The following is a 21,474-nucleotide window of genomic DNA, read 5'->3' as shown; positions in this document are numbered from 1 at the left end:
GGAGACAGCTCTTTTGCCTGATCCATGAGGCGGTGGGTTTGATTGAATCCCCATAGCCAGATCCAGTTCACGCGATTGTGTCCAATAGGAAAAATTGCTTCGGGTCATCAATGCTTTACTGCATATGATGGCTTTTTATTTTCCCCGAATCAATTCTTTCCTAACTAATTATCTCGAACTCAGAGATCTCTCATCAAATACCAAAAAAAGTTATCGATCCTTCCTCAAATCTTATCTCGAGTGGCTTGACTCCATGGGCATCCAGCCCAAGGACGCATCCTACGAAAATATCAGGACCTACATCCTCTACTTGAAGAAGACAAAGAAGCTTTCCAACCACAGCATCAATGCCCATACCTCTCAAATACGATTTTTCAGGCTCTATCTCCTGAAGCAACCGTGGGACCGGTACGAAGTTCCCGCCATGACGATCAAGTCTTACCTTCCAGAGGTTCTTTCGGTGGATGAAACCATGGCGTTTATCAACTCTATCACTGACCTGCGACTCAAAGCCTGCGTTGCATTACTGTATTCCTCTGGACTCCGGTTGTCTGAGCTTTGTCATTTGCGCTTTGAAGATATCCATTACCAGGATGGCCGAATCTTTATACGGGCTTCGAAAAACCGGTCCGAGCGGTATGCCACGCTCTCTAAAAAAGCGGTACTCATCCTAACAAAATATTATTATCAATATGGGCGACCCAGGGGATGGCTTTTCCCCAAAAAAAAAGGGGATGGACCAGTGAAGAGCGCTTTTTTCCTGGATTCCCGGCGAATTATAACGGGGAATGCTGGAAATCGTTGATATCACTGGATTAGCAGCATAATTTCTCTTGATTTTGCCTCATAAACACGTTATAATTATAACGTGAGGTGGCGCATGAATATCATCGATGTCAAAAACAAGAAAAACGGAGTTATCTACGTCTACGAATCCATCGACTACTGGGACAAAGAGAAGAAACAGTCTCGAAGTAAGCGTGTTTGTATTGGCAAACGTGATGAACAGGGCAATCTGATCCCTTCCAAACGACTCACTCAACCTCCGGTCTCCACTGTGATTAAACCAGGGCCGACTCCATCTACTTCCACTCGGCATGGTTATTTTGGCGCTACGTATCTGTTTGATGCGATCGGGGAGCAGCTGGGCATCACACAAGACTTGAAGGCATGCTTTCCGCAGATTTATAAGAAGATCCTCTCCGTGGCCTACTATTTGATTTTGGAGGACCGCAACTCCCTTCTTCGTTTCCCGAAATGGGATAGGACCCATTTTCATCCACATGGGGCCTGCATCTCTTCCCAACGAAGCAGTGATCTGTTCTCGATGATTACGGAAGAAGCAAAAGAACGTTTCTTTCGCTTGCAGGGCAAGCGCCGGATGGAAAATGAATATTGGGCCTATGATACCACCAGCATTTCGTCCTATTCAGAGTCTCTCAAACAAGTCAAATATGGGATGAACAAGGATCATGATCCGCTTCCCCAGATTAACCTGGCGCTGCTCTTTGGAGAAGACTCAGGCTTGCCGTTCTACTACAGAAAGCTGGCCGGCAACATCAGCGATATCTCGACCCTGAAGAAATTGCTGGCCGACTTAAAGCAACTTGATTTTGGCAAAGTTAAACTGGTCATGGATCGTGGCTTTTACAGTGAAGCCAACATCAATGCCCTTTATCAGAACAACCTGAAATTCCTGATTGCCACCAAAGTATCCCTGAAGTTTGTGCGAAAAGAATTAGACAAAGTCAGAGACAGCATAAAAACAAGGACCAACTACAACTCAATCTATCAGTTATACAGCCATTCCACCGCCATTGAATGGAACTACTCTCAAACAAGACCCCGCAAAGGCGATGTCATCAAGGATACTCGCCGCATGTATCTGCACATCTATTACAGTAGCGAGAAGGCGTTGGAACATGAGAGCCGCTTCAATCTGATGCTGGATCAGTTGGAGGCTGAGCTTACGAGCGGAAATCGAAAACCAGAGAACGAGAAGCAGTACGCCAAATACTTTGAACTGTCAGATACCCCGGTACGTGGAATCAAGATCATTCCCAAACAGGATGCCATCACTCGAGCTGAAAAGGACTATGGCTTTTTCGCGCTGTTAAGTAACGACATCAAGGATCCCATCATAGCCTTGGAGATTTACCGTAACAAAGATCTGGTCGAGAAGGCGTTTGGGAATCTTAAAGAAAGGCTCAATCTGAGGCGAACTGCAGTCTCATCTGAAAGCTCGCTGGACGGAAAGCTGTTTGTCCAATTCATTGCCCTGATTTTTATGTCCCATTTGAAAAAGACGATGGCCGATAAGGGTCTATTCCAAAACTACACCATGCAGGAGCTACTAGACGAACTTGATGTCATAGAAGCATTTGAAAATCCAGGGAAGGCTCTCCAAGTAGGCGAAGTGACCAAGAAGCAGGAAGGCTTGTATACGAACTTGGGAGTAGACCCGCCATCCACGTTATAATTTTTCGGGAATTTAGGTTTTTTCGGACGTCTCATTTCTCTCCATCTGAAAAGCCTTAACTGGAGCAAGCATGTGACCGCTCACTCATTTCGCCACGCATTTGCCACTCATCTCTATGAGAGTGGGACAGATCTTCTTACCATCCAGAAACTGCTGGGACACAAATCCATAAACAGCACCACCATATACATCCATCTGGCAAGAACCGGGCCTGTCAACTTCACAAATCCCTTTGATGGTGGTTTGTAATGCACAAAATCCAGCAGGTCTTTGATCAGGGTTACCTTGGTTATCTGGAACAATACGGTATGAACTATGAGTCGAACAAAGTGGCAGAGGCGATCATGAGCTGCAAGACACCGGCTATGGGCGGTAACCAGACCATTTGCCAGGACTGCGGCAAAACCCATTTCCACTACAATTCCTGCAGAAATCGCCATTGCCCCTGCTGCCAATCCCTGAAAAAGGAAAAATGGATCGATGCCCAAAAGGCAGATGTCATTGATGCTCCTTATTTCCACGCGGTCTTCACCGTGCCCGAAGAGTTGAACCCACTGATCTATGCCAACAAACGGGCACTCTACAACCTCCTGTACAGCGCCAGCTCGGAAACTCTGATGGATCTGGCCCGCGACAAAAGTTTTTAGGTGCGGACATCGGCTTCATCAGTGTCCTTCATACCTGGGGCAGCAACCTGTCGTTTCATCCACATATTCACGCGATCGTTCTGGGCGGTGGTCTCACCGATGCCGGTCGATTCGTGACTTCAGGCAAGAAATTTCTCTTTCCCATTAAGGTTGTTTCAAAGCTCTTTCGAGGCAAATTCCTGGACGGTCTTAAAAAACTCTCACTCAAAAAGACTCTGGCTTTCCCTGGTGAACTGAGCCTGCTCCAATTTCCTCGCGAATTCAACCAATTCCTGACGAAGCTTTATGCCAAAGAATGGATTCCCTACCTCAAAGAACCGTTCAAATCCGCGGACCAGGTGATTGAGTATTTGGGCCGATATACGCATCGTATCGCCATCAGCAACTCCAGGATCCTTGAGGTCGGCGACAAATCGGTTACTTTTCGGGTGAAGGACTACAAAACCGGTACGAAAAAAACGCTCACTCTCGGGCATGAGGAATTTATCCGAAGATTTTTCATGCATGTTCTTCCAAAGGGATTCGTCAAAATCCGGCATTACGGATTGCTTAGCAATCGAACGAAAGGTAAAAAACTTAAGCTGATCCAGACCCTGATCAAAGGGAAAATCATCAAACCGGTCTTAAAGGATCTGACGGGAGTTGAACTTCTCAACCGCATATACGGGATCGACGTCAATTGTTGCAGGCATTGTGGAAGTTCAAACATCCGGCGACAAAGTCTCGCCAGTGTCAAAAAGATCGAATGACCATGGGCCCCGATACAAAAAAAGCTCCACCCAGGTGGGGCTGCGAAGCATCCCCTTTTTTTCCAACGATGTTCCAATTCCAAAGTTTTACAGAGTGGAGACAGCTCTTTTGCCTGATCCACGAGGCGGTGGGTTTGATTGAATCCCCATAGTCAGATCCAGTTCACGCGATTGTGTCCAATAGGAAAAATTGCTTCGGGTCATCAATGCTTTACTGCATATGATGGCTTTTTATTTTCCCCGAATCAATTCTTTCCTAACTAATTATACCACAATATAACAGTATATAACAGGACAATATAATAATCCATTTGAAAACTTAAAAAAGTCTGCAACCCGCTCTGTTGAACGTTTTGCAGATTTGAAATCATGATTTTGTTGGCACTAACTCCCAAACTCAGGATAATTTCCGCCTTGCTGAACCCTTCAAGTTTAGCTTAATTAAGGCTCAATCACTTTTTATGTGGGATTATGATTTTCCCTGTTTACACGGAGAGGTCGACGTGGTAGCCTGACTGGCCGACTAGCCCAGCATTTATGCAGCATAGCGGCAAGGCTGGCGGAACCACGCCGACAGAGGCTCCATGTCAACTTGGGAAAATCCCACAGTTTTTGTGATTGACCCTTAATTAAGTTGAGTTTTTTTTAGTGTTCATGCACTTTTCCATAAGTATATTATACTTGAATCGAGCCAAAAAAAAGCCCTGAGTGTTTATGCCGGAACCAATCGTCCTATAGTAGCCAGCCTTGCCTGTCCGTAAATAGACGGATATAATGTCCATAATAATATTGTGGAGGACAAAAAGAGATCCTCCCTGACTCTATGGTTCGCGCCGAGTCATCAGGGAGGATCCTTACTAAGTTATTAGCATGATCAGTATATCAAAATACGTTTTAGAATGGAATCCCGATCAGGGTGTTTTTTGTTCGGAGTATGGAGAAAAGCATATGTCCCATCTGTCATCAGTCGCTTAAGGTCATTGGCTCCCGCAGGAGATCAGTGATCGACGAGAATGGGGATGTCATGATCCTGGTGCTTCGTCGCCTGCGCTGTACCAACCCCGGTTGCGGGAAGATTCATCACGAACTTCCGGATCTCTTAACTCCCTATAAGCGGCAGACCACAACGATCCTGGAGCAGATCATCACCGGTCACCATGAAGCGGTGCCCGTCGAGAATTCAACCATTCGGCGGGTCCGAGCCTGGTTCAACTCCAGAGCCCACGCTATAGTCGGTGCTCTGCTCAGTACATATGCTACAGTCACTCAGGACTATGGGGTCGACTTTTCCGATCTGCCTCAGTCCATACTCGAGAGGATTTTCTTCTTTGTAGGCGAGCCTGCGGGCTGGCTGAAAAAGGTTGTCCGGATTTTAGTCAACAATCACCGATGGCCACATACCCAGTTGGCATAGGTGTCCAACGAGGAGTCCTTTAAAATCATGTCATCACTCGAAATTGAATGGAGGTATGACATGAAGGACAAGGAAAAAGCACAGGAAATAGCGACGCAACGGGCGATTCTACTGGCGCCCCTTCTTTCCCATGACTTGGACAAGGGGCAGATCCGGGTGCTTAAGGAGCAGATCTGCCGCGAGGCTGGGATTTCCGAGCGGACCTTACGGCGATATCTGAATAGTTATCAGCAGAAGGGATTTTCCGGACTGATACCGCAGGCGAGGGTATCGCAGGATTCAAGAGCCATCCCGGCGCTGGTGTTGGACGAAGCCGTGCGGCTGCGCAAAGAGATCCCGTCCAGAAGTGTGGCTGAGATCATTCGAATCATGGAATGGGAAGGCCTCACCGAAGCTGGCGCGATCAAGCGAAGCAGCCTGCAGGAGAAATTGCAGGAGAAGGGCTACAGCGGGAAGCATATGGCCATCTATGCCGCTGGCGGGGTAGCTACCCGCCGATTTCAAAAACGCACCCGCAACAAACTGTGGCATTCGGATATCAAGTATGGCTGTTACCTGCCGATCGGTCCTGGAAACAAGCCGCAGCAGGTCTATCTGGTGGCGTTTTTGGACGACGCTACCCGGATGATCCTCCATGCCCAGTTCTACTCGAACCTGGAGCAGAGCATCGTTGAGGATTGCTTCCGCAAAGCCATCCTCAAGTGGGGAATTCCAGAGCAGGCATACTTCGACAACGGCCGCCAGTTTAAAAATAAGTGGATGTCCAGAGCCTGCGCAAAGCTTGGCATCCGGCTGATCTTCGCAAAGCCCTACTCTCCGGAAGGCACCGGAAAAATAGAAAAATTCAATCAGAATATCGATCGGTTTCTCGATGAGTATAAATTCGATAACTCGGAACGATCCCTCGAGGTTATGAATGAGCGGTTCTGGATCTGGTTGGAAGAATGCTACCAGAACAAACCGCATACCGCACTCAATGGAACGACCCCGCATCAGGCGTATAATCTGGATCCCAGGCCCTTGAAATATCTGCCAGCGGAGAAGGTCGCCAACGCCTTTTTGCACGCTGAGACCAGAAAAGTCGATAAGAGTGGCTGCATCAGCTTTGGCGGCGCGAAGTATGAAGTTGGGCTACCCTATGTGGCTCGCAGCGTGGAAGTGGTCTATGACCCCAGTAACACCGAGGAACTGAGCATTGAGTATCAGGATGACAAACCCTTTGTGGTGAGAAAGCTGGTCATTGGGGAGCGTGTGACGCCCAAGCCTCAGCTGCCGGAGTTCCTGACTCCAGTCAAGCCAACCTCTTCCCGGTTACTCGATGGTGCCCAAAAGCAGAATCAGAAGCGAAAAGACAAACAGCAGTCTACGGCCATCTCTTTCAAAGACATAAGAAAAGGGGGTGGCAGTGATGTTTGAAGCGTTTTATGGCTTCAAGAAAACTCCATTCTGTCGGGATCTGCCGACTACGGAACTATTCCCTTCCAATACGCTGGAGGAGTCCCTAAGCAGATTATCCTATGTCGCCGAACGGCAACTCTTCTGTGTACTCACCGGAGAGTGCGGCACTGGTAAGACGACCACCATTCGCCGATTCCGCGATCAACTGGATGACACCAGATACACCCTGATCTATCTGGCAGATTCGAAAATGACGCCGAGAAATTTCTACAAAGGGATGCTGGATCAGTTAGGGGCCGAATCAAGATTCTATCGAGGGACGCCAAACGCCAGCTGCATAAAGAGATCGAGTTGATGAAAGGACTCCACAATAAGCGTCCGGTGGTCGTTGTCGATGAGGCGCATCTGCTGGATCGAGAAATGCTTGAAGAGGTACGTTTTCTCCTCAACTTCCGGATGGATGCCGTCAGTCCCATGGCACTGGTTCTGGTGGGCCAGGTCGAGCTATGGGAGAAACTCCAGATGCAGTCCTATACGGCGATCCGGCAACGGATCGACATCCAGTGCAAAATGCAATTGATGGACCACTCACAGGTGAAGGGATACATGAAACGCCACCTGGAATATGCCGGGATCGACCATGAGCTCTTCTCAGATGAGGCTACTGAGGCAATCTATCGATATTCCGGTGGATCCGCCAGGCTAGTCAACCAAGTGTGTACCAGCACCCTGATTTTTGGTTACCAAAGTGGAAAGCGAATCATTGACGACCACATGGTCAAACTGGTCATCAATGGCGAACTGAGCTAAACAAAATGGCAAGTTGAAATTTCTCTCAACTTGCCATTCTTTCCAGCAATTCCCGGACAAGAAATACCATCAACTTCTGGACAAGGAACAATAGCAGTAACACCTGAGAACGCTGAAAAACAGCATTTCTAGGCTCGATTCTATGACTTTTCGTGCTAAAACCTCTGAAAATCCATCTCTTTGATTGATATTCAGGCCATTCATTAACCAATCGTATTGCTCTCTTGAGATGCTCATAACCGGCAGGGTGGACTGTGGCCATTTGAACTTGCCCGATTCCAAACGCTTATACGCTAACCAAAATCCGTTAAAATCCCACTCGATGATTTTGATTTTATTATGCTGCTTGTTACAGAACATAAAGAAGCCGGAAGCCATCGGGTCAAGCTGGAGCTCCAGTTGAATGATGGCGGTTAATCCATCCACGGATTTCCGGAAATCGACAGGTTCGACAATCAGATGGATATCAGATTCAGGCTTGAATCCCCGGTAATTGCTGATGATAAAACACCTCCCACTTACTTGATGTCCTCATTCTCTCACGCGGAGGACATCAGAATAAGATGGGTTCTACAAACCGCTTACTATTCTTGTTCTTATTATTGTGCTTGTTCTCATTCTTTTCCCTTTACAGGTACTGATCATTTTTTAAATCAGGAACTGAAATGAAGGCAAAACGAATCGAGTAGCTAGAAGACAGGGAGCGACCCTGTCTTCTTCGCTCTCACAGAACCGTACGTGCGTTTTCCGCATACAGCTCATGCAGTTTCTACACCGATGTGTGACAGTAATCCAACTCTGACTTTCGTCAGATCATACAATCCCAGTTCATCAAAGTAGCTGTTGGGCATCATCATTTGGATGACGTGGGCTTTCGAGTTCTTCCACCGGCGGACATCCATTTTCTCCTTAAGCAAATGGTGCATCCCCTTTCGTCGAAGTTCTTTATGCATGGCTTTGTAACTCTTCCATTGCTTCATCCGTATCATCCGGAGCATCCTCCGGATCCATTTCATTAGATCCATAGTCAACTCCTTGAGGTTATTAAGAATCAGCGGGCAGGACATTGAGCGCCTGCCTTATCTGGTTATAGTAACTGCCCAGGGGCGTAACATGAGTAAACTTAGTGGTGACTGTTCACTTTTGTAGGATATCAAGAATTTGATTTCTTACTGCGCTGCTGACCGCAAGTTCTCCGCCGACAATTGAAATATTATTAATGATTGAACCGCCAAGGTAGCTGCTAATTTCAGTTGGCAGGGAGTTTTTCTCAACCAGCAGAATCGGTGCATCCTGTTTAACTGCCAGCGGTACTGCTGCCAGTGCATCGGCAAACCCTCTTCCGGTTGATATGATCGCGTTTTGAGAATCAGCGAAATACTGTCCGGCTACGGCAGCTGATGTAGCAAATCTGTTTGATCCGCTGATTCGACTAACGCTGATTCCCATTACAGCCAATTCATCTTCGACTGCCTTGCTGACTGCCTGTTCTCCGCCAATTATCTCGATTTCTTTGATACCAAACTCAACCAATGCCTGTTTTGTCTCGGGTGATAATGACTTAGGCGATGTCAATAATATCGGTATCCCTGCTTTGGCTGCGTCACTGCCTATGGATAGAGCATCCGCAAAATCATAACCATTTACCAGGATTGCTTTCTTCAATTGACCTGAGCTGGCCCTTACTTTTTTTGCAGTTTCAATTGCAGTAAGGAATCTGTTGTCTCCACTGATTCTTTCCACACTGATGCCCTTATTTTGGAGAGTGGTTTCAACTGATGAAGCAATAACCTTCAGCCCTCCGAGGATGATCACTTTACTGGCCCCTAATCTGTTTATTTCGGTCATGGTTTCTGTCGGTATTTTATTGACCTCACATAGTAGAATCGGAGCATTTACCTGCACAGCTAAAGGACCTGCTGAAAGTGCATCAGGAAAGTCTTTTCCCGTTGTAAGTATTACAGTATCCGCCGAATCATTCAGCTGCTTACTGATCAAGGCTGCGGTATCATATCGATTTGCACCGGCTATCACCTCATAGGTGATTGTCTGCTGGGCTGCGGTCCACTGCGCATACAGCGTCAGTCCGCCGGTCGGCATCGTGATGGACGCCTTGTCGGCATAGCCTGTACCGCTGCCGTCTGCCGCGGTGTTCCAGCCGGTGAAGGTGTAACCCGCTTTGGTGAACGTGTTTTCTCTCAGCGTAACAGATGCACCGGTATCGCCTGTTGTATCGGCCATCGTCCCTGAACCGGTGTTGCTGTCATAGGTGATTGTCTGCTGGGCTGCGGTCCACTGCGCATACAGCGTCAGTCCGCCGGCCGGCATCGTGATGGACGCCTTGTCGGCATAGCCTGTACCGCTGCCGTCTGCCGCGGTGTTCCAGCCGGTGAAGGTGTAGCCCGCTTTGGTGAACGTGTTCTCTCTCAGCATAACAGATGCACCGGTATCGCCTGTTGTATCGGCCATCGTCCCTGAACCGGTGTTGCTGTCATAGGTGATTGTCTGCTGGGCTGCGGTCCACTGCGCATACAGCGTCAGTCCGCCGGCCGGCATCGTGATGGACGCCTTGTCGGCATAGCCTGTACCGCTGCCGTCTGCCGCGGTGTTCCAGCCGGTGAAGGTGTAGTCCGCCTTGATGAACGTGTTCTCACTCAGTGTAACAGACGAATCGGTATCGCCTGTTGTATCGGCCATCGTCCCTGAACCGGTGTTGCTGTCATAGGTGATTGTCTGCTGCGCTGCGTCCCACTGCGCATACAGCGTCAGTCCGCCGGCCGGCATCGTGATGGACGCCTTGTCGGCATAGCTTGTCCCGCTGCCGTCTGCCGCGGTGTTCCAGCCGGTGAAGGTGTAACCCGCTTTGGTGAACGTGTTTTCTCTCAGCGTAACAGATGCACCGGTATCGCCTGTTGTATCGGCCATCGTCCCTGAACCGGTGTTGCTGTCATAGGTGATTGTCTGCTGGTCTGCGTCCCACTGTGCATACAGTGTCAGTCCGCCGGCCGGCATCGTGATGGACGCCTTGTCGACATAGCCTGTACCGCTGCCGTCTGCCGCGGTGTTCCAGCCGGTGAAGGTGTAACCCGCTTTGGTGAACGTGTTTTCTCTCAGCGTAACAGATGCACCGGTATCGCCTGTTGTATCGGCCATCGTCCCTGAACCGGTGTTGCTGTCATAGGTGATTGTCTGCTGGTCTGCGTCCCACTGTGCATACAGTGTCAGTCCGCCGGCCGGCATCGTGATGGACGCCTTGTCGGCATAGCTTGTCCCGCTGCCGTCTGCCGCGGTGTTCCAGCCGGTAAAGGTGTAACCCGCTTTGGTGAACGTGTTCTCTCTTAGCATAACAGATGCACCGGTATCGCCTGTTGTATCGGCCATCGTCCCTGAACCGGTGTTGCTGTCATAGATGATTGTCTGCTGGGCTGATGTCTCTCCAGACACAGCGCCGCAACGATTGCAGATATACTGGCTTTGGGCATCATTCCATGCATAATCGTGGCCCAGGGCGGTGCCCTCATCCACCACACGGGTTTCAGGAATGCTGACTCCGGTAATCGATCCGCGCCTCTCAGTGAATCCATCGGTGAGACAGAAGGGCGCAACGGTCACCTCCACGGCACTATCAGCGCCGGCTGCAAGATCCGCTTCGATATTGCTCATCAGCAGGTCTTCCACGAGATTGGCACACCACATAAACTCTACATTGCTGTTTTCGTCCTCATCGCTATAGCCTGTGATGTAATTCGGATTGTAGTTCACCGCTTCCACGCGATAGCTTTTTTCGTTGCTGTCTTTTGTGGACTCAGACAGGTTTGTGCCAATGCTGACCGTCAGGGTCGGATGGTGAATAATACCCTCCCCTGTAACCTCCCACCGATCTTCCAGAGAGATGGCTGCAATGGGCTTGCCGGTCATCGTGCCGATGGCCTTAGCCTGGTCTGAGGTCAGATGGAAAGTCTTTCCGGTAAATCTGCTGCCGTTTTCATTTCCAAAGTCCAACCCATCGGAGAAGTAGGAAACCGTGTTGTACTCCTTGAGCAGAGCGATGGTATAATCCCAATCAGCAATATCCGCTATACTAAGCGAATAAATCTGATTTGCAACATTAAAGTACAACTTCCCGTCGTACACACCGGAGGTGTGGGCAAGATCGGGGTAGATCTCCATAAATTCTGCATCATATGCGACAATGTCTGCATATTCCGCCAGCAACGGCACTTCGGTTTTGTCGTTGATATAGTTGCCATCCTCCCCAAGGATCGGGGTCGTCTTATCACTGTCCAGCCGAGGTTGTCCCAGAGTGCCAAACCCATAGTGGAAAATGGTCTCCGTATAAGGATCCACAAATACATCCCGCTCTGCCGTCATCGGTTCGCCGCCATTCATGGAGAACTCAATCTCCACTTGACGCGCCCAGTTGCTTTCGTTTGCGCTGTCCTGTGTGGCATTGACCGGAGCAGTCATTTTGCGCCGAACCAATCGGTCCGCAAATGAAGGGTCATCGTTGTTAAATATCTCTCCCAAATTCACATCAATGTCATAGTCGCCGCCCTGCCCGTTGTCGAAATCGTTGCCCGACATCGCAGTGTAGGAATTCAGCTCGCCTGCCACATAGTAATAATACGTGCCGTCGCAGTGAATCTCCCCCATTGCGGCAGTGAACCACGATTTCTCGTACTGCGTGTCATCATAAGCTGTTTCGCTACATTCAATTGATGAATCCAAATAGGCGTTAGTTGCATCGTCCGCATCCTGCGCCGCTTCGGGATAGTCCGAGTGATACCAGATCACATGCTCATTACCTGCCTCATCCGTATCAGTCTCGTAGACCGGGGACATGTTCTTGTACTGTACCTGGCCTTGATCGTCGAGATCGAGACGGCGCTGGAAAGTCACGCCGTCATAGGCGGAGTCAACATAGTCGACGTTGCCGTCAAACATGTTCAGTGCGCTGGTGGGGGCAAACAGGAAATAGTTATGGGAGATGTTTCCGTCTGTCTCCACCCGGTACTGCGTCATTACTTCGCAGTAGATATCGTCATAACAGGCATCGATATAATACCACTCTTCCCCCAACTTGACCGCATTGAAGTAGTGGGTCTCGTTGAACCTTCCCTGGCCAAAGCCGGAGTCGGGGCCGGCAACGCTGGTTTCGGCAATATCGGCCCACCAGCGCACCATTACGATGTCGTTTACGTCTGTTTTAAGCCCCATTACCTGTTGCAGCAGCAGATAATAGGTGGCGGCATAACCAAGGCAAATGGCGCCCTCTATGCCAAGTGGTTCGTACAAAAGCGTGCCGAAAGCGGTCATCTGAGAAGGGTCGGAGCCCCCGGAGGTGCCGTCCTTCATGGCAGTGATGATGCCTATGTCAAACTCCGCATTGTTGGCCAGCCAGTCATGAATCGCCAGCATTTTCTGTTCCGTTGTCATGTTTTCATTGATCTGTTGTGCGCAGTCGTAAATTTTCGCGTCCAAAAGAGGCCCGAGCTGCTGCTCATAGGCCATGAATGCCTGCGTCAGCATCGAGATCAGAAAATCAAGGCCGATCTCGGTCTGCATGTCCAATTCGCCGTTTTGATCGGCGTCATAGGCACCGAAGGGAACAAAGGTGTCCGGCTGCATATTGCATAGAGTTTTGAGCGCACCCAGAATTGGTGTGCCGCCGGAGCTGGTATCCTTGGATGTCCAGAAATTGGCGGCCGATCCGAAATGCTGCGGAAACGCACCGTTAAAATCGCACAGCTCGGCATAGTACTGATAAACGGCCAGCTCCGTTGCATTGATGGTCTCCTTATAGACATCGGCAAGCGTTTCGTCATAAGAAGGATAGTTCGCCGGATCCGTAAAAGAAGCCGTCAGAACATGGCTGAAAATGCACGGTCCCAACGCATTAAGCTGATCTATCAATTGCAGGGCTTTTTCGTTGGGGACGCCTCCGTTGTTCTCGAGCTCCGTATTTAGTTCTGCCTGAAGGCCTCCTAAATAGGCGTTATCCACAAAAAGATCTTCCACCTTCAGGCCGTTTGGATAGGTAATGGTGGTTTTATTTCCCACTGTAGATACTGTCCCCTCAGAGGCAGGGAGTATGACCGGCTCCGTATCTGGAACCGGATTGCCGTCGGGCTGCAGGGGGGTGAGCGTAATGCTCTCTAAGTAGAACTCAATCTTGGTCAGGAAGTACCCGTTCTCGTCCGTACTCGCAGCCTGAATTTCGCCACCACGAAACACAAGGCCAACCTGATTCGTCGGATCACCCACATAGCGGTAACTCCAGTTGAATTCTGCCGTCCACCCAGACGCGGCATTTACCTCGGTTTCCGTCACGGTCACTGCGGCCGTTTCGGTTCCGCCCTTGCCGTCGCGGACGGTGTTGTCCACGGTCGGTGCGGTGTCGTCCACGGCTCCAGGCTCTCCCTTGCTGACTGAGGAAAACTCATCCAAACCAGACTTGAAAGAGCTGCGCATTTCGAATTCGATGCCGATGGCAATACCATTATCATCGGTTTTAATCTCCACTATGTCGACCGCGCTGTCCAGCGCAAATTCCTTTAGGGTCATGTTCAGAACTTTTTCGATCGTTACTGCATCCAACCCAAACCTGGCTGTGTCAATCCGCCCGTCCTCATAGTTTGAAAACAAATCAAACAGGATAGAGGTTTTGACCGCTCCAAGCGAAAGACCACTAATCTGCTTCACTTTTAGCCCCAAAGCCTTGTCTGTCTTTGGCTTATAAACCTTGCCTTTGGCAGACAGCTCCGAAATGGTCTTTTCAATCAACTCTTTGGTTGCGCTGTTATACTGGATGTATTGTGTACTTTTTTCTGGCGCCAGACCTGTCGCAAAGGCAGGAACCGTGAGACCAAAAATCAGGAAAAATAACAGCATTACCGATACAAAGCAACGAAACACTGATTTCTTAAAATTCATGTCAATTAACCTCCCTGTTTTTTTGTCCAAAATATTGCTGTGACTGTGTATCCGTTTTCCTACATCTATCTACTCTCCTTTTAACCAGGTATTGCTCTTTAAAATGTAGTTACACATTTGAGAAATCCGTCACGCCCTCGCTGATCATCTTTGATAAGGCAAGGCGGTTTGTCTTAAAGTGAAAGAATGGACGCTCCTTTATTTCAAAGATTTCCACAGGGCACGTCGTGTGGTCTAATTTGCTTTTAATCTCCTGCGCCACATGTTCCAGCGTATACCCCTTCTCAAGTTGGATAAAAAGATACGGTAAAAAACATCCCGGATGCTCGCCATCGGGAACAATAACATAAAACTCGTCCTTGATTCCATCAATTTCTAAATCCGCCACGGCATTTTCCATTGGCAACGATGCCAGATCGCCGCCGTCATAGCGTGGTGACTTTCCTCGGGTCATCACAAAGATAACACCGTCTTCATTCATATAACCAATGTCGCCGGTGTGCAGCCATGTAAGGCCGTCATCGTGCTTTTGAAGTGCCAACTCTGTTGCCTTTGGGTTGTCATAACCAAGCATGTTGGCTGGGCTGGAGAGGCAAATTTCGCCGGGCTGGTTATAGCCAAGTTCGTTTGTCGTGCCGGGCTCAAAAATACCCATCACAGACAGCGGCATAGGGATTCCCACGTTTCCGTTACCCATGGGGTGGGGCGTCATTGGCAGCGTCATATTTGATCCGGACTCGCTGGAACCGTATCCGCTGGTAAATCTGATGCCGCAGTTGTGCTTTTTTAAAAAAGCTTGCACAGTTTTAAACTGTTTGTTGTTAAGTGCCTCACAACCGGCCCCTGCGGAAAGCAGATGCGACAGGTCGTAGTCTTCCGGTACACGGCTGCTGCGCATGATAGTCTCAACGAACATCGGGATCAAAGGCCAACAATTGGGGCGATACCTCATCATCTCCAAGTCGGCGTCACCATCGCTGCAAAATGGATCTAAAATCAACAATTTGTTGGATGCCAAAGGCATCAGCATCATTGCAACCACCACCGCAACCAATGCGGTCGGAAAATGTGTCACGAGCCATGAGGGGCGGAAGTTGTCGTTGGAACCGTAAAAATTCATTTGATGTATGTTTCCAATAATGCTGTGAGCAGAGTGAATCACCTGCTTTGAAGGGCCGGTAGCTCCACTGGTATAAGCCTTAAACAAGGGACGATTGATGTTTCTTGAAGCCTCCACCGTACCCTCAAACTGTTTACCTTGTTCCAAAAAGCAATCCCATGTGAGCGTCTGTGGGCCGTAGGCTGGATACTCTTGATACTGCAAGCCCACATATCTGCGTATATGCTCCGGTACACCTCGTTCACTTATATTTTTGATCGGTGGCAGCAGGATTGCCAAATCGACTCCCGCCACACTGCGAAATTGATTGAACTCCTGTTGGGAAAGAAAGTCATGGGCAAAAATCACAGTGGCTTTGGCCTTGCACACGGCGTCAACATTTTCTTCCACTGTGTTGTCTCTGCACAGTAACGACGCGCCGATTCTTTCGGCCGCCAGAAGCAGATATACGAACTCTGGAACGGCCTTCAAGAATACCGGAATGGTATCTCCTTCCCCAAATCCGATCGCACGAAGGGCGCGGGCTACTGACTCGGCTTGAAAAAACAGCTCTTTCCATGAAATATCGTTCCCGTAATAATGGATTGCTGTAACATCCTCTCCCGGACAATTTTGTCTGAGGTATTCATTTAGTGTACACTCCGGATCAGATAGCCCGTCGATTAAAGCGCTTGGATAGTATTTCATCCAAGGTCGTTCTTTGCTTGGTTTGATTGACATGACTTTTCACTCCCTTTCATAAGTATCCATCGATCTTGCTCCGTATCAATTATCGGCCCCGCTTGTCCCAAACCTCCTTCACCAGGATCTTTTATATTGTTCCAGGCCGTTTTTGCAGGTTTTATTTAGAACTAAGACTTCTTCGAATTGGCTTGTTCCGTAAAATATGGAAGCAGTTCTTCCGGCAAAGATGGATGTCCATTAGGGCTAATTGCATTCCATTTCACGCGTACGCCCAGTCAGTTCTTTATAAGAATAACAATTGCCACTTTTGTATATTTTATACTTCTAAGCCAATATTCGTTAATATCATTATGCACGTTATATTTTTATGGGTCAATCACAAAAACTGTGGGATTTTCCCAAGTTGACATGGAGCCTCTGTCGGCGTGGTTCCGCCAGCCTTGCCGCTAGGCTGCATAAATGCTGGGCTAGTCGGCCAGTCAGGCTACCACGTCGACCTCTCCGTGTAAACAGGGAAAATCATAATCCCACATAAAAAGTGATTGAGCCATTTTTATTTTCAATAGAGTTCATATATTATTACCACTTTATTAAGTGTCTATAGTACCGCAAGAAGTCTGATGTTGAAAACTCGAATTTTAGCCAGATTAAACAAAGAACAAGCATCAAAACGATTGACTGAAATCAAGTCAAATTGTTTGATGCTTGTTTTGTATTAATCCTACGTTCCCAAAATTTGTAACAATGGTGGAGTTATTCCCAACGACTGGAATAGCTCCTTCTGTTTTTTTGTCACTTCACCAATGACTTTGCCGACCTCAGGTGCCTGAAACACTTCAATGAGGTCCACTTCATCCAGTACTCCCTGGAGCGTCCATCGATCGAATAGCTTCGCTTCCTGCATCTTCTTTTTCAAGTGGGACAAGTAGATTAATGCGATAAACCCTACAAATAGCTTGCCATCAAGAGCAAGTTCGGAAGAAACCTGCATTCGTCTGAAGTTTAGGCGATCTTTCAAATTGCCGAATCCTTTCTCTACAATGTCTTTGCTACGGTACAGACAGAGCGCTTCGAAGGGATCGCGAACATCGTTGGACAGCATGGCAAAATAGCCATAGTTGCGAATCTCAGCCTTCATGACGTCTTCCTTTGCCGTTACTTTGATCCCACGCTTGGGTATCTCGACGACATCAAAGTACTTGGCATAATCTTTGGCGTGATAGTCTTTGCGCTCATTATGGGTCAGTTCATAGTAGAGCTGCGTGTATAGTTCATTTTGGTCCGCTCGGTCCTTTGCGGCTTTCTCATCGTTATAGAACAGGTGCAGGTATGTTCGCCGTTTTTCGATCAATACATCGCCCTTTCGATGACGATCCTGCGTATACTCCCATTCGATGGAACGGCAGATCCCATACGTGCCAAATTGAGGATCAAGGTTACTCCAAAGCTGCAGATTGTCACTTTCTTGTTCCAGGACCTCTTTCACGTAGTTCAGATTCAAGCGCAGGCCGATCAGAAACTTCTGATGGCTCTGATAGACCCAGTTGATGTTCTCTTTGCTGTAGAACCCCCGCTCCAGGACCATGTTGACTTTCTGATACCCCATCACATCCGTGATGTTACCGGGGAGTTTGCGGTAATAAAAGGGTAATCCGGATTTCTCGCCAAACAATAGAGCCAGGTTGAACTAAGGCAGTCGGTCACCTTCCTTGTTCGTGCCCATCTTAACCTGCGTCAGGGTGTCTGAGTAACTGGAGATGGAGGTTGTATCAAATGCCCAGTACTCCTTCTCGATTCGACGCTGGCCTTGTTTCTTGAAGAAGTTCATTCGCTGATCTTCTGTGATGCTCTGAAACAGCTCACTGGAGCTGTGAGGCAATATCTTTACCGAAGGGATGGCGATGCAGTCTGTGCCAGTGACTGAACCGGGAGAGAGAATTATTCTCCTCCATAATCCAGGAGGATGACCGGAAAGAGGCGAACGAAATCATCGTGACCCAGGATATCATAGAGCCAGTCGATGTCCTCCAGGACAGACCGGGCGGTGTTCCGTTGCCGCCAGAATGCCAGCAGAAACCGCGGATCAGTGAACACCATGGTCAAGAGACAGGGGCCTCCTTTCGTGCCTTCCAAGGTATCCATCTGTACCACATGGAGGTGGGCGTGGCGCTCCAGGAAGGCCAGGTAGTCCACAAAGGTCCGTCCGATGCGGCAAGCTTTGTCCACTTTGAACTGGTCATGTTTGCTCTTTCTTGGGCGGTAGCGAACCTGATCCGGCAGATCAATGTTCCGGATGGTAAAAACCCCCTGATGGATGTAGTTACGCACCGTTTTTTCGCTGCACATGACCATATCCCGCCCATTGGCCAAGATGTGGTTGAGAGATTGCCCTTTCTGGATGAGAGGAGTGATGTACTCATCGATGGCGGTCACTTCTTCTGCCGAAAGGGCGATGCCACATCTGGATTCCGTGAGGACGGCCTGGTACTCTTTCTGGGCTTCTCTGGCGGAGTACTCCTGTTTCCCGAGGGTGCAGAGATGCTTTCTGGTGCAGGCGTTGCAGACATAGGGAGCAATGGCCAGTTTGGGACAGGTCTCTTTTTCGTATCGGGAGCAATATTTGTGACAGCTGGTACATTGGCGGCAAAGGATCGTATATGGGCATTCGCGACAGGTAGAGCCGCGCTGGCAGTCGGCCCGGTGCAGGCAGTCGTTGAAGGGACGGCCAAGGCCGCCGGTGCGACGAAAGCGGATGCGTCCACCGACCTCCTTGGAAACCGTGGTACAGTCCTTACCGATCGTTCTGCCGATGGCTTTGAAAAACATTCCATTCTTGATCAACTTCTCAATAGTTAAGCGGTCATCAAAGGTGAGATGCTTGTACTTATTCATAACATACCTCCTGTGAATGACAACTGCAGGTGCTTCAGCCGTACCATGAAAATGGGAAGACTGACATCCACTCATAGTTTGGAAAGATTAACTTCAACTGGAGGGTATGTTCACAGTGGATTATAAGTTTTCATTCTGGGTTGATGCGTTTATCCTGACTAATGGATTCCTGAATTTCTTGAGACTGACCGTGACGCGTATACTTAAATGTCACTGTCTTGCCGTCATATGCAACTATTCTTGATTCAGCGATTGCAGGACGCCCAGCATATCGGGCCAGATACTTCGACACAATCCGAAGATCTGTGATTTCGCCTTTGGCATAAACATAAAATCCATTCTTTTTCTGCTTGTATAGCTTGTTTATCAAAGAACGCATCCATCCCGTTGGAAACGACTCTTTCATCAGATCGAGCAACTCTTTTTTCCAGAAACACCATGGTTTCTTGTAATTTAGATACTTTAACGTGCGATCTTCCATAGCTCCCAGACAACGCAAAGACATGATGATATGAACGTGTGGGTTCCACTTCAAGTCCCGGCCAAAAGTGTGAATTACGCTGATGATGCCGGTTTCAAACCGCTGCGTCTGATTCATCTGGTAGATCATTTCCTTCAAAACTTTAGCAGCGCGATCTGAGAGACCCTTTAGCATTCCCCGGTTCTTCCGAAAATAGATTCTGAGTTCCGCCGGGATCGTAAATATCAGATGCTTATGGGGCGCATTGGTCAGTCGGGACTCAAGTTTTTCCGGCCATTTATTCCGATAGAGTTTTCCGCAACTGGAACAGAAACGGCTTTTACAGTTGAATGGAACCAAGACCTCAGAAGTACATTGTGGACAAGTGTATACAGTCCATCCGTTTTCAAACTTGCCGCAATTCAACATCCGTTCCACTTCTTTGTGGACCGATATTCGAATCATTTCGGGGTGCTCAGCAACGAACTGATCCCAGTGTTCCTCGAAAATCTGCTTAATCTTACCCATATAATCACCTGCTGAGTAATTCTTAAAACCATTATAATAAGCGGGTTAAGCTTGTTCCACAAAAGTATAATTTCCTACAACAAAATAAAACAGAGGTCAGCACAGGCTGACCTCTGGGTGTTTTATGTCTTATTCCTTGATCGTGGTTACGACGCCTGAACCTACGGTTCTGCCGCCTTCACGAATTGCGAAACGGAGTCCTTCGTCCATAGCTACCGGTGTGATCAGCTCAACGTTCATGTCGATATGATCCCCAGGCATAACCATTTCCATGCCGTCCGGCAGTTTGATGGATCCTGTTACGTCCGTTGTACGGAAGTAGAACTGCGGCCGGTATCCGTCAAAGAACGGGGTGTGGCGTCCGCCTTCTTCCTTCTTCAGTACGTATACCTGTCCAACAAATTTTCTGTGCGGCTTCACGCTGTTCGGCTTCGCCAGAACCTGACCTCTTTCGATGTCAGCTCTCTGTACGCCTCTGAGCAGGGCTCCGATGTTGTCTCCGGCCTGAGCCTGATCCAGCAGCTTACGGAACATTTCTACGCCGGTGCAGACGGTCTTTGTCTTCTCTTCCTTAAGTCCAACGATTTCAAGTTCATCGCCAACTTTCAGGATTCCGCTTTCCACTCTTCCGGTGGCTACGGTTCCACGACCTGTGATCGTGAACACGTCTTCTACCGGCATCAGGAACGGCTTGTCGGTTGCTCTTTCCGGGGTCGGGATGTAGCTGTCAACAGCGTCCATCAGATCCAGGATCGGCTTGATCTTTTCCGGATCTTCCGGATTGTTCAGAGCTTCCAGAGCGGAGCCGGCGATGATCGGTGTGTCATCTCCCGGGAAATCGTAGTCGTTGAGGATGTCGCGGACTTCCATTTCTACCAGTTCCAGCAGTTCCGGGTCATCTACCATGTCTGCCTTGTTCAGGAAAACAACGATGTAGTTAACGCCTACACGGGAAGCGAGCAGGATGTGCTCTCTGGTCTGGGGCATAACTCCGTCAGCGGCGGAAACAACCAGGATCGCTCCGTCCATCTGAGCCGCTCCGGTGATCATGTTCTTGACATAGTCAGCATGTCCGGGGCAGTCTACGTGTGCGTAGTGACGGTTGTCCGTCTCATACTCAACGTGGGCGGTGTTGATCGTGATTCCTCTTTCTTTTTCTTCCGGTGCCTTATCTATTTCGTCATACTTGGTAGCATTGGCGTATCCCTTCTTGGACAGAACGGTCGTGATGGCCGCGGTCAAAGTGGTCTTGCCATGATCAACGTGACCAATGGTTCCAATGTTAACATGGGGTTTGGTTCTTTCAAATTTCGCTTTTCCCATTATTGATTCCTCCTGTAAGGTTTTCGCTAGTTTTATT

General features: G+C 48.7%; 16 protein-coding genes and 1 pseudogene. 8 read left to right on the top strand and 9 right to left on the bottom strand.

Features of this window, described 5'->3' with window-relative positions; genetic code table 11:
- Positions 1–124: 124 nt before the first annotated feature.
- The 8 genes and pseudogenes from P6M73_RS02060 to P6M73_RS02020 all read left to right on the top strand — a co-directional run bounded on the left by P6M73_RS02060 (position 125) and on the right by P6M73_RS02020 (position 7,497).
- A complete protein-coding gene (locus tag P6M73_RS02060; protein WP_347276326.1) occupies positions 125–805 on the top strand; it encodes a tyrosine-type recombinase/integrase in 681 nt (226 codons plus the stop codon).
- A gap of 75 nt (positions 806–880) precedes the next feature.
- Positions 881–2,479 (top strand): IS1634 family transposase, encoded by a 1,599-nt coding sequence (locus P6M73_RS02055; RefSeq protein WP_277853047.1) that lies wholly within the window; start codon positions 881–883, stop codon positions 2,477–2,479.
- Positions 2,480–2,512: 33 nt separating this feature from the next.
- The gene (locus P6M73_RS02050) at positions 2,513–2,728 is read left to right on the top strand and encodes a tyrosine-type recombinase/integrase (protein ID WP_347276325.1); all 216 of its coding nucleotides are present in this window, start codon (positions 2,513–2,515) and stop codon (positions 2,726–2,728) included.
- Positions 2,728–3,875 (top strand): annotated as a pseudogene (locus tag P6M73_RS16895) (IS91 family transposase). The gene P6M73_RS02050 and the pseudogene P6M73_RS16895 overlap by 1 nt, the downstream one beginning before the upstream one ends.
- Positions 3,876–4,809: 934 nt before the next feature.
- Positions 4,810–5,289: a DUF6431 domain-containing protein gene (locus P6M73_RS02035; RefSeq protein WP_277854496.1), complete on the top strand. Its 480-nt coding sequence runs from the start codon at positions 4,810–4,812 to the stop codon at positions 5,287–5,289.
- A 60-nt stretch (positions 5,290–5,349) separates the two neighbouring features.
- A complete protein-coding gene (locus P6M73_RS02030) occupies positions 5,350–6,705 on the top strand; it encodes a DDE-type integrase/transposase/recombinase (protein WP_277854495.1) in 1,356 nt (451 codons plus the stop codon).
- Positions 6,698–7,042, top strand: coding sequence for an ATP-binding protein (locus tag P6M73_RS02025; protein ID WP_277854494.1), 345 nt, complete (start codon positions 6,698–6,700; stop codon positions 7,040–7,042). The genes P6M73_RS02030 and P6M73_RS02025 overlap by 8 nt, the downstream gene beginning before the upstream one ends.
- Positions 7,042–7,497, top strand: coding sequence for an ExeA family protein (locus P6M73_RS02020; RefSeq protein WP_277853080.1), 456 nt, complete (start codon positions 7,042–7,044; stop codon positions 7,495–7,497). The genes P6M73_RS02025 and P6M73_RS02020 overlap by 1 nt, the downstream gene beginning before the upstream one ends.
- 69 nt (positions 7,498–7,566) lie before the next feature.
- Here P6M73_RS02020 and tnpB read toward each other — a convergent pair whose 3' ends face one another.
- The 9 genes from tnpB to tuf form a co-directional block, all read right to left on the bottom strand.
- Entirely contained in the window at positions 7,567–7,953 is a 387-nt protein-coding gene (tnpB, locus tag P6M73_RS16890) for an IS66 family insertion sequence element accessory protein TnpB (protein ID WP_489666481.1), read from the bottom strand.
- A gap of 302 nt (positions 7,954–8,255) precedes the next feature.
- Entirely contained in the window at positions 8,256–8,522 is a 267-nt protein-coding gene (locus P6M73_RS02015; protein WP_277854493.1) for a hypothetical protein, read from the bottom strand.
- 112 nt (positions 8,523–8,634) lie between these two features.
- Positions 8,635–14,430, bottom strand: coding sequence for an InlB B-repeat-containing protein (locus P6M73_RS02010; protein ID WP_277854492.1), 5,796 nt, complete (start codon positions 14,428–14,430; stop codon positions 8,635–8,637).
- Positions 14,431–14,539: 109 nt separating this feature from the next.
- A complete protein-coding gene (locus tag P6M73_RS02005) occupies positions 14,540–16,270 on the bottom strand; it encodes an AMP-binding protein (protein WP_277854491.1) in 1,731 nt (576 codons plus the stop codon).
- 685 nt (positions 16,271–16,955) lie between these two features.
- A complete protein-coding gene (locus tag P6M73_RS02000) occupies positions 16,956–17,906 on the bottom strand; it encodes an IS1634 family transposase (protein ID WP_489666463.1) in 951 nt (316 codons plus the stop codon).
- A 15-nt stretch (positions 17,907–17,921) separates the two neighbouring features.
- Positions 17,922–18,062 carry a hypothetical protein gene (locus P6M73_RS01995; protein WP_277854489.1) on the bottom strand — a complete coding sequence of 47 codons (141 nt, stop codon included), beginning with the start codon at positions 18,060–18,062 and terminating at the stop codon, positions 17,922–17,924.
- A gap of 110 nt (positions 18,063–18,172) precedes the next feature.
- Entirely contained in the window at positions 18,173–19,126 is a 954-nt protein-coding gene (locus P6M73_RS01990; RefSeq protein ID WP_277854488.1) for a helix-turn-helix domain-containing protein, read from the bottom strand.
- Positions 19,127–19,256: 130 nt separating this feature from the next.
- The gene (locus P6M73_RS01985; RefSeq protein ID WP_277854487.1) at positions 19,257–20,114 is read right to left on the bottom strand and encodes an IS91 family transposase; all 858 of its coding nucleotides are present in this window, start codon (positions 20,112–20,114) and stop codon (positions 19,257–19,259) included.
- Between the two features lie 129 nt (positions 20,115–20,243).
- On the bottom strand, positions 20,244–21,437 hold the full coding sequence (gene tuf, locus P6M73_RS01980; RefSeq protein WP_277854486.1) for an elongation factor Tu: 1,194 nt from the start codon (positions 21,435–21,437) through the stop codon (positions 20,244–20,246).
- Positions 21,438–21,474 lie beyond the last annotated feature (37 nt).

It is taken from the genome of Anaerococcoides asporogena (genome assembly GCF_029590275.1).
In the GTDB taxonomy this organism is placed as follows: Bacteria; Bacillota; Clostridia; order Clostridiales; family Clostridiaceae; genus JG1575.
Note: the sequence above shows the minus strand (reverse complement) of the source record. Positions and strands in the feature narration are given on the sequence as shown.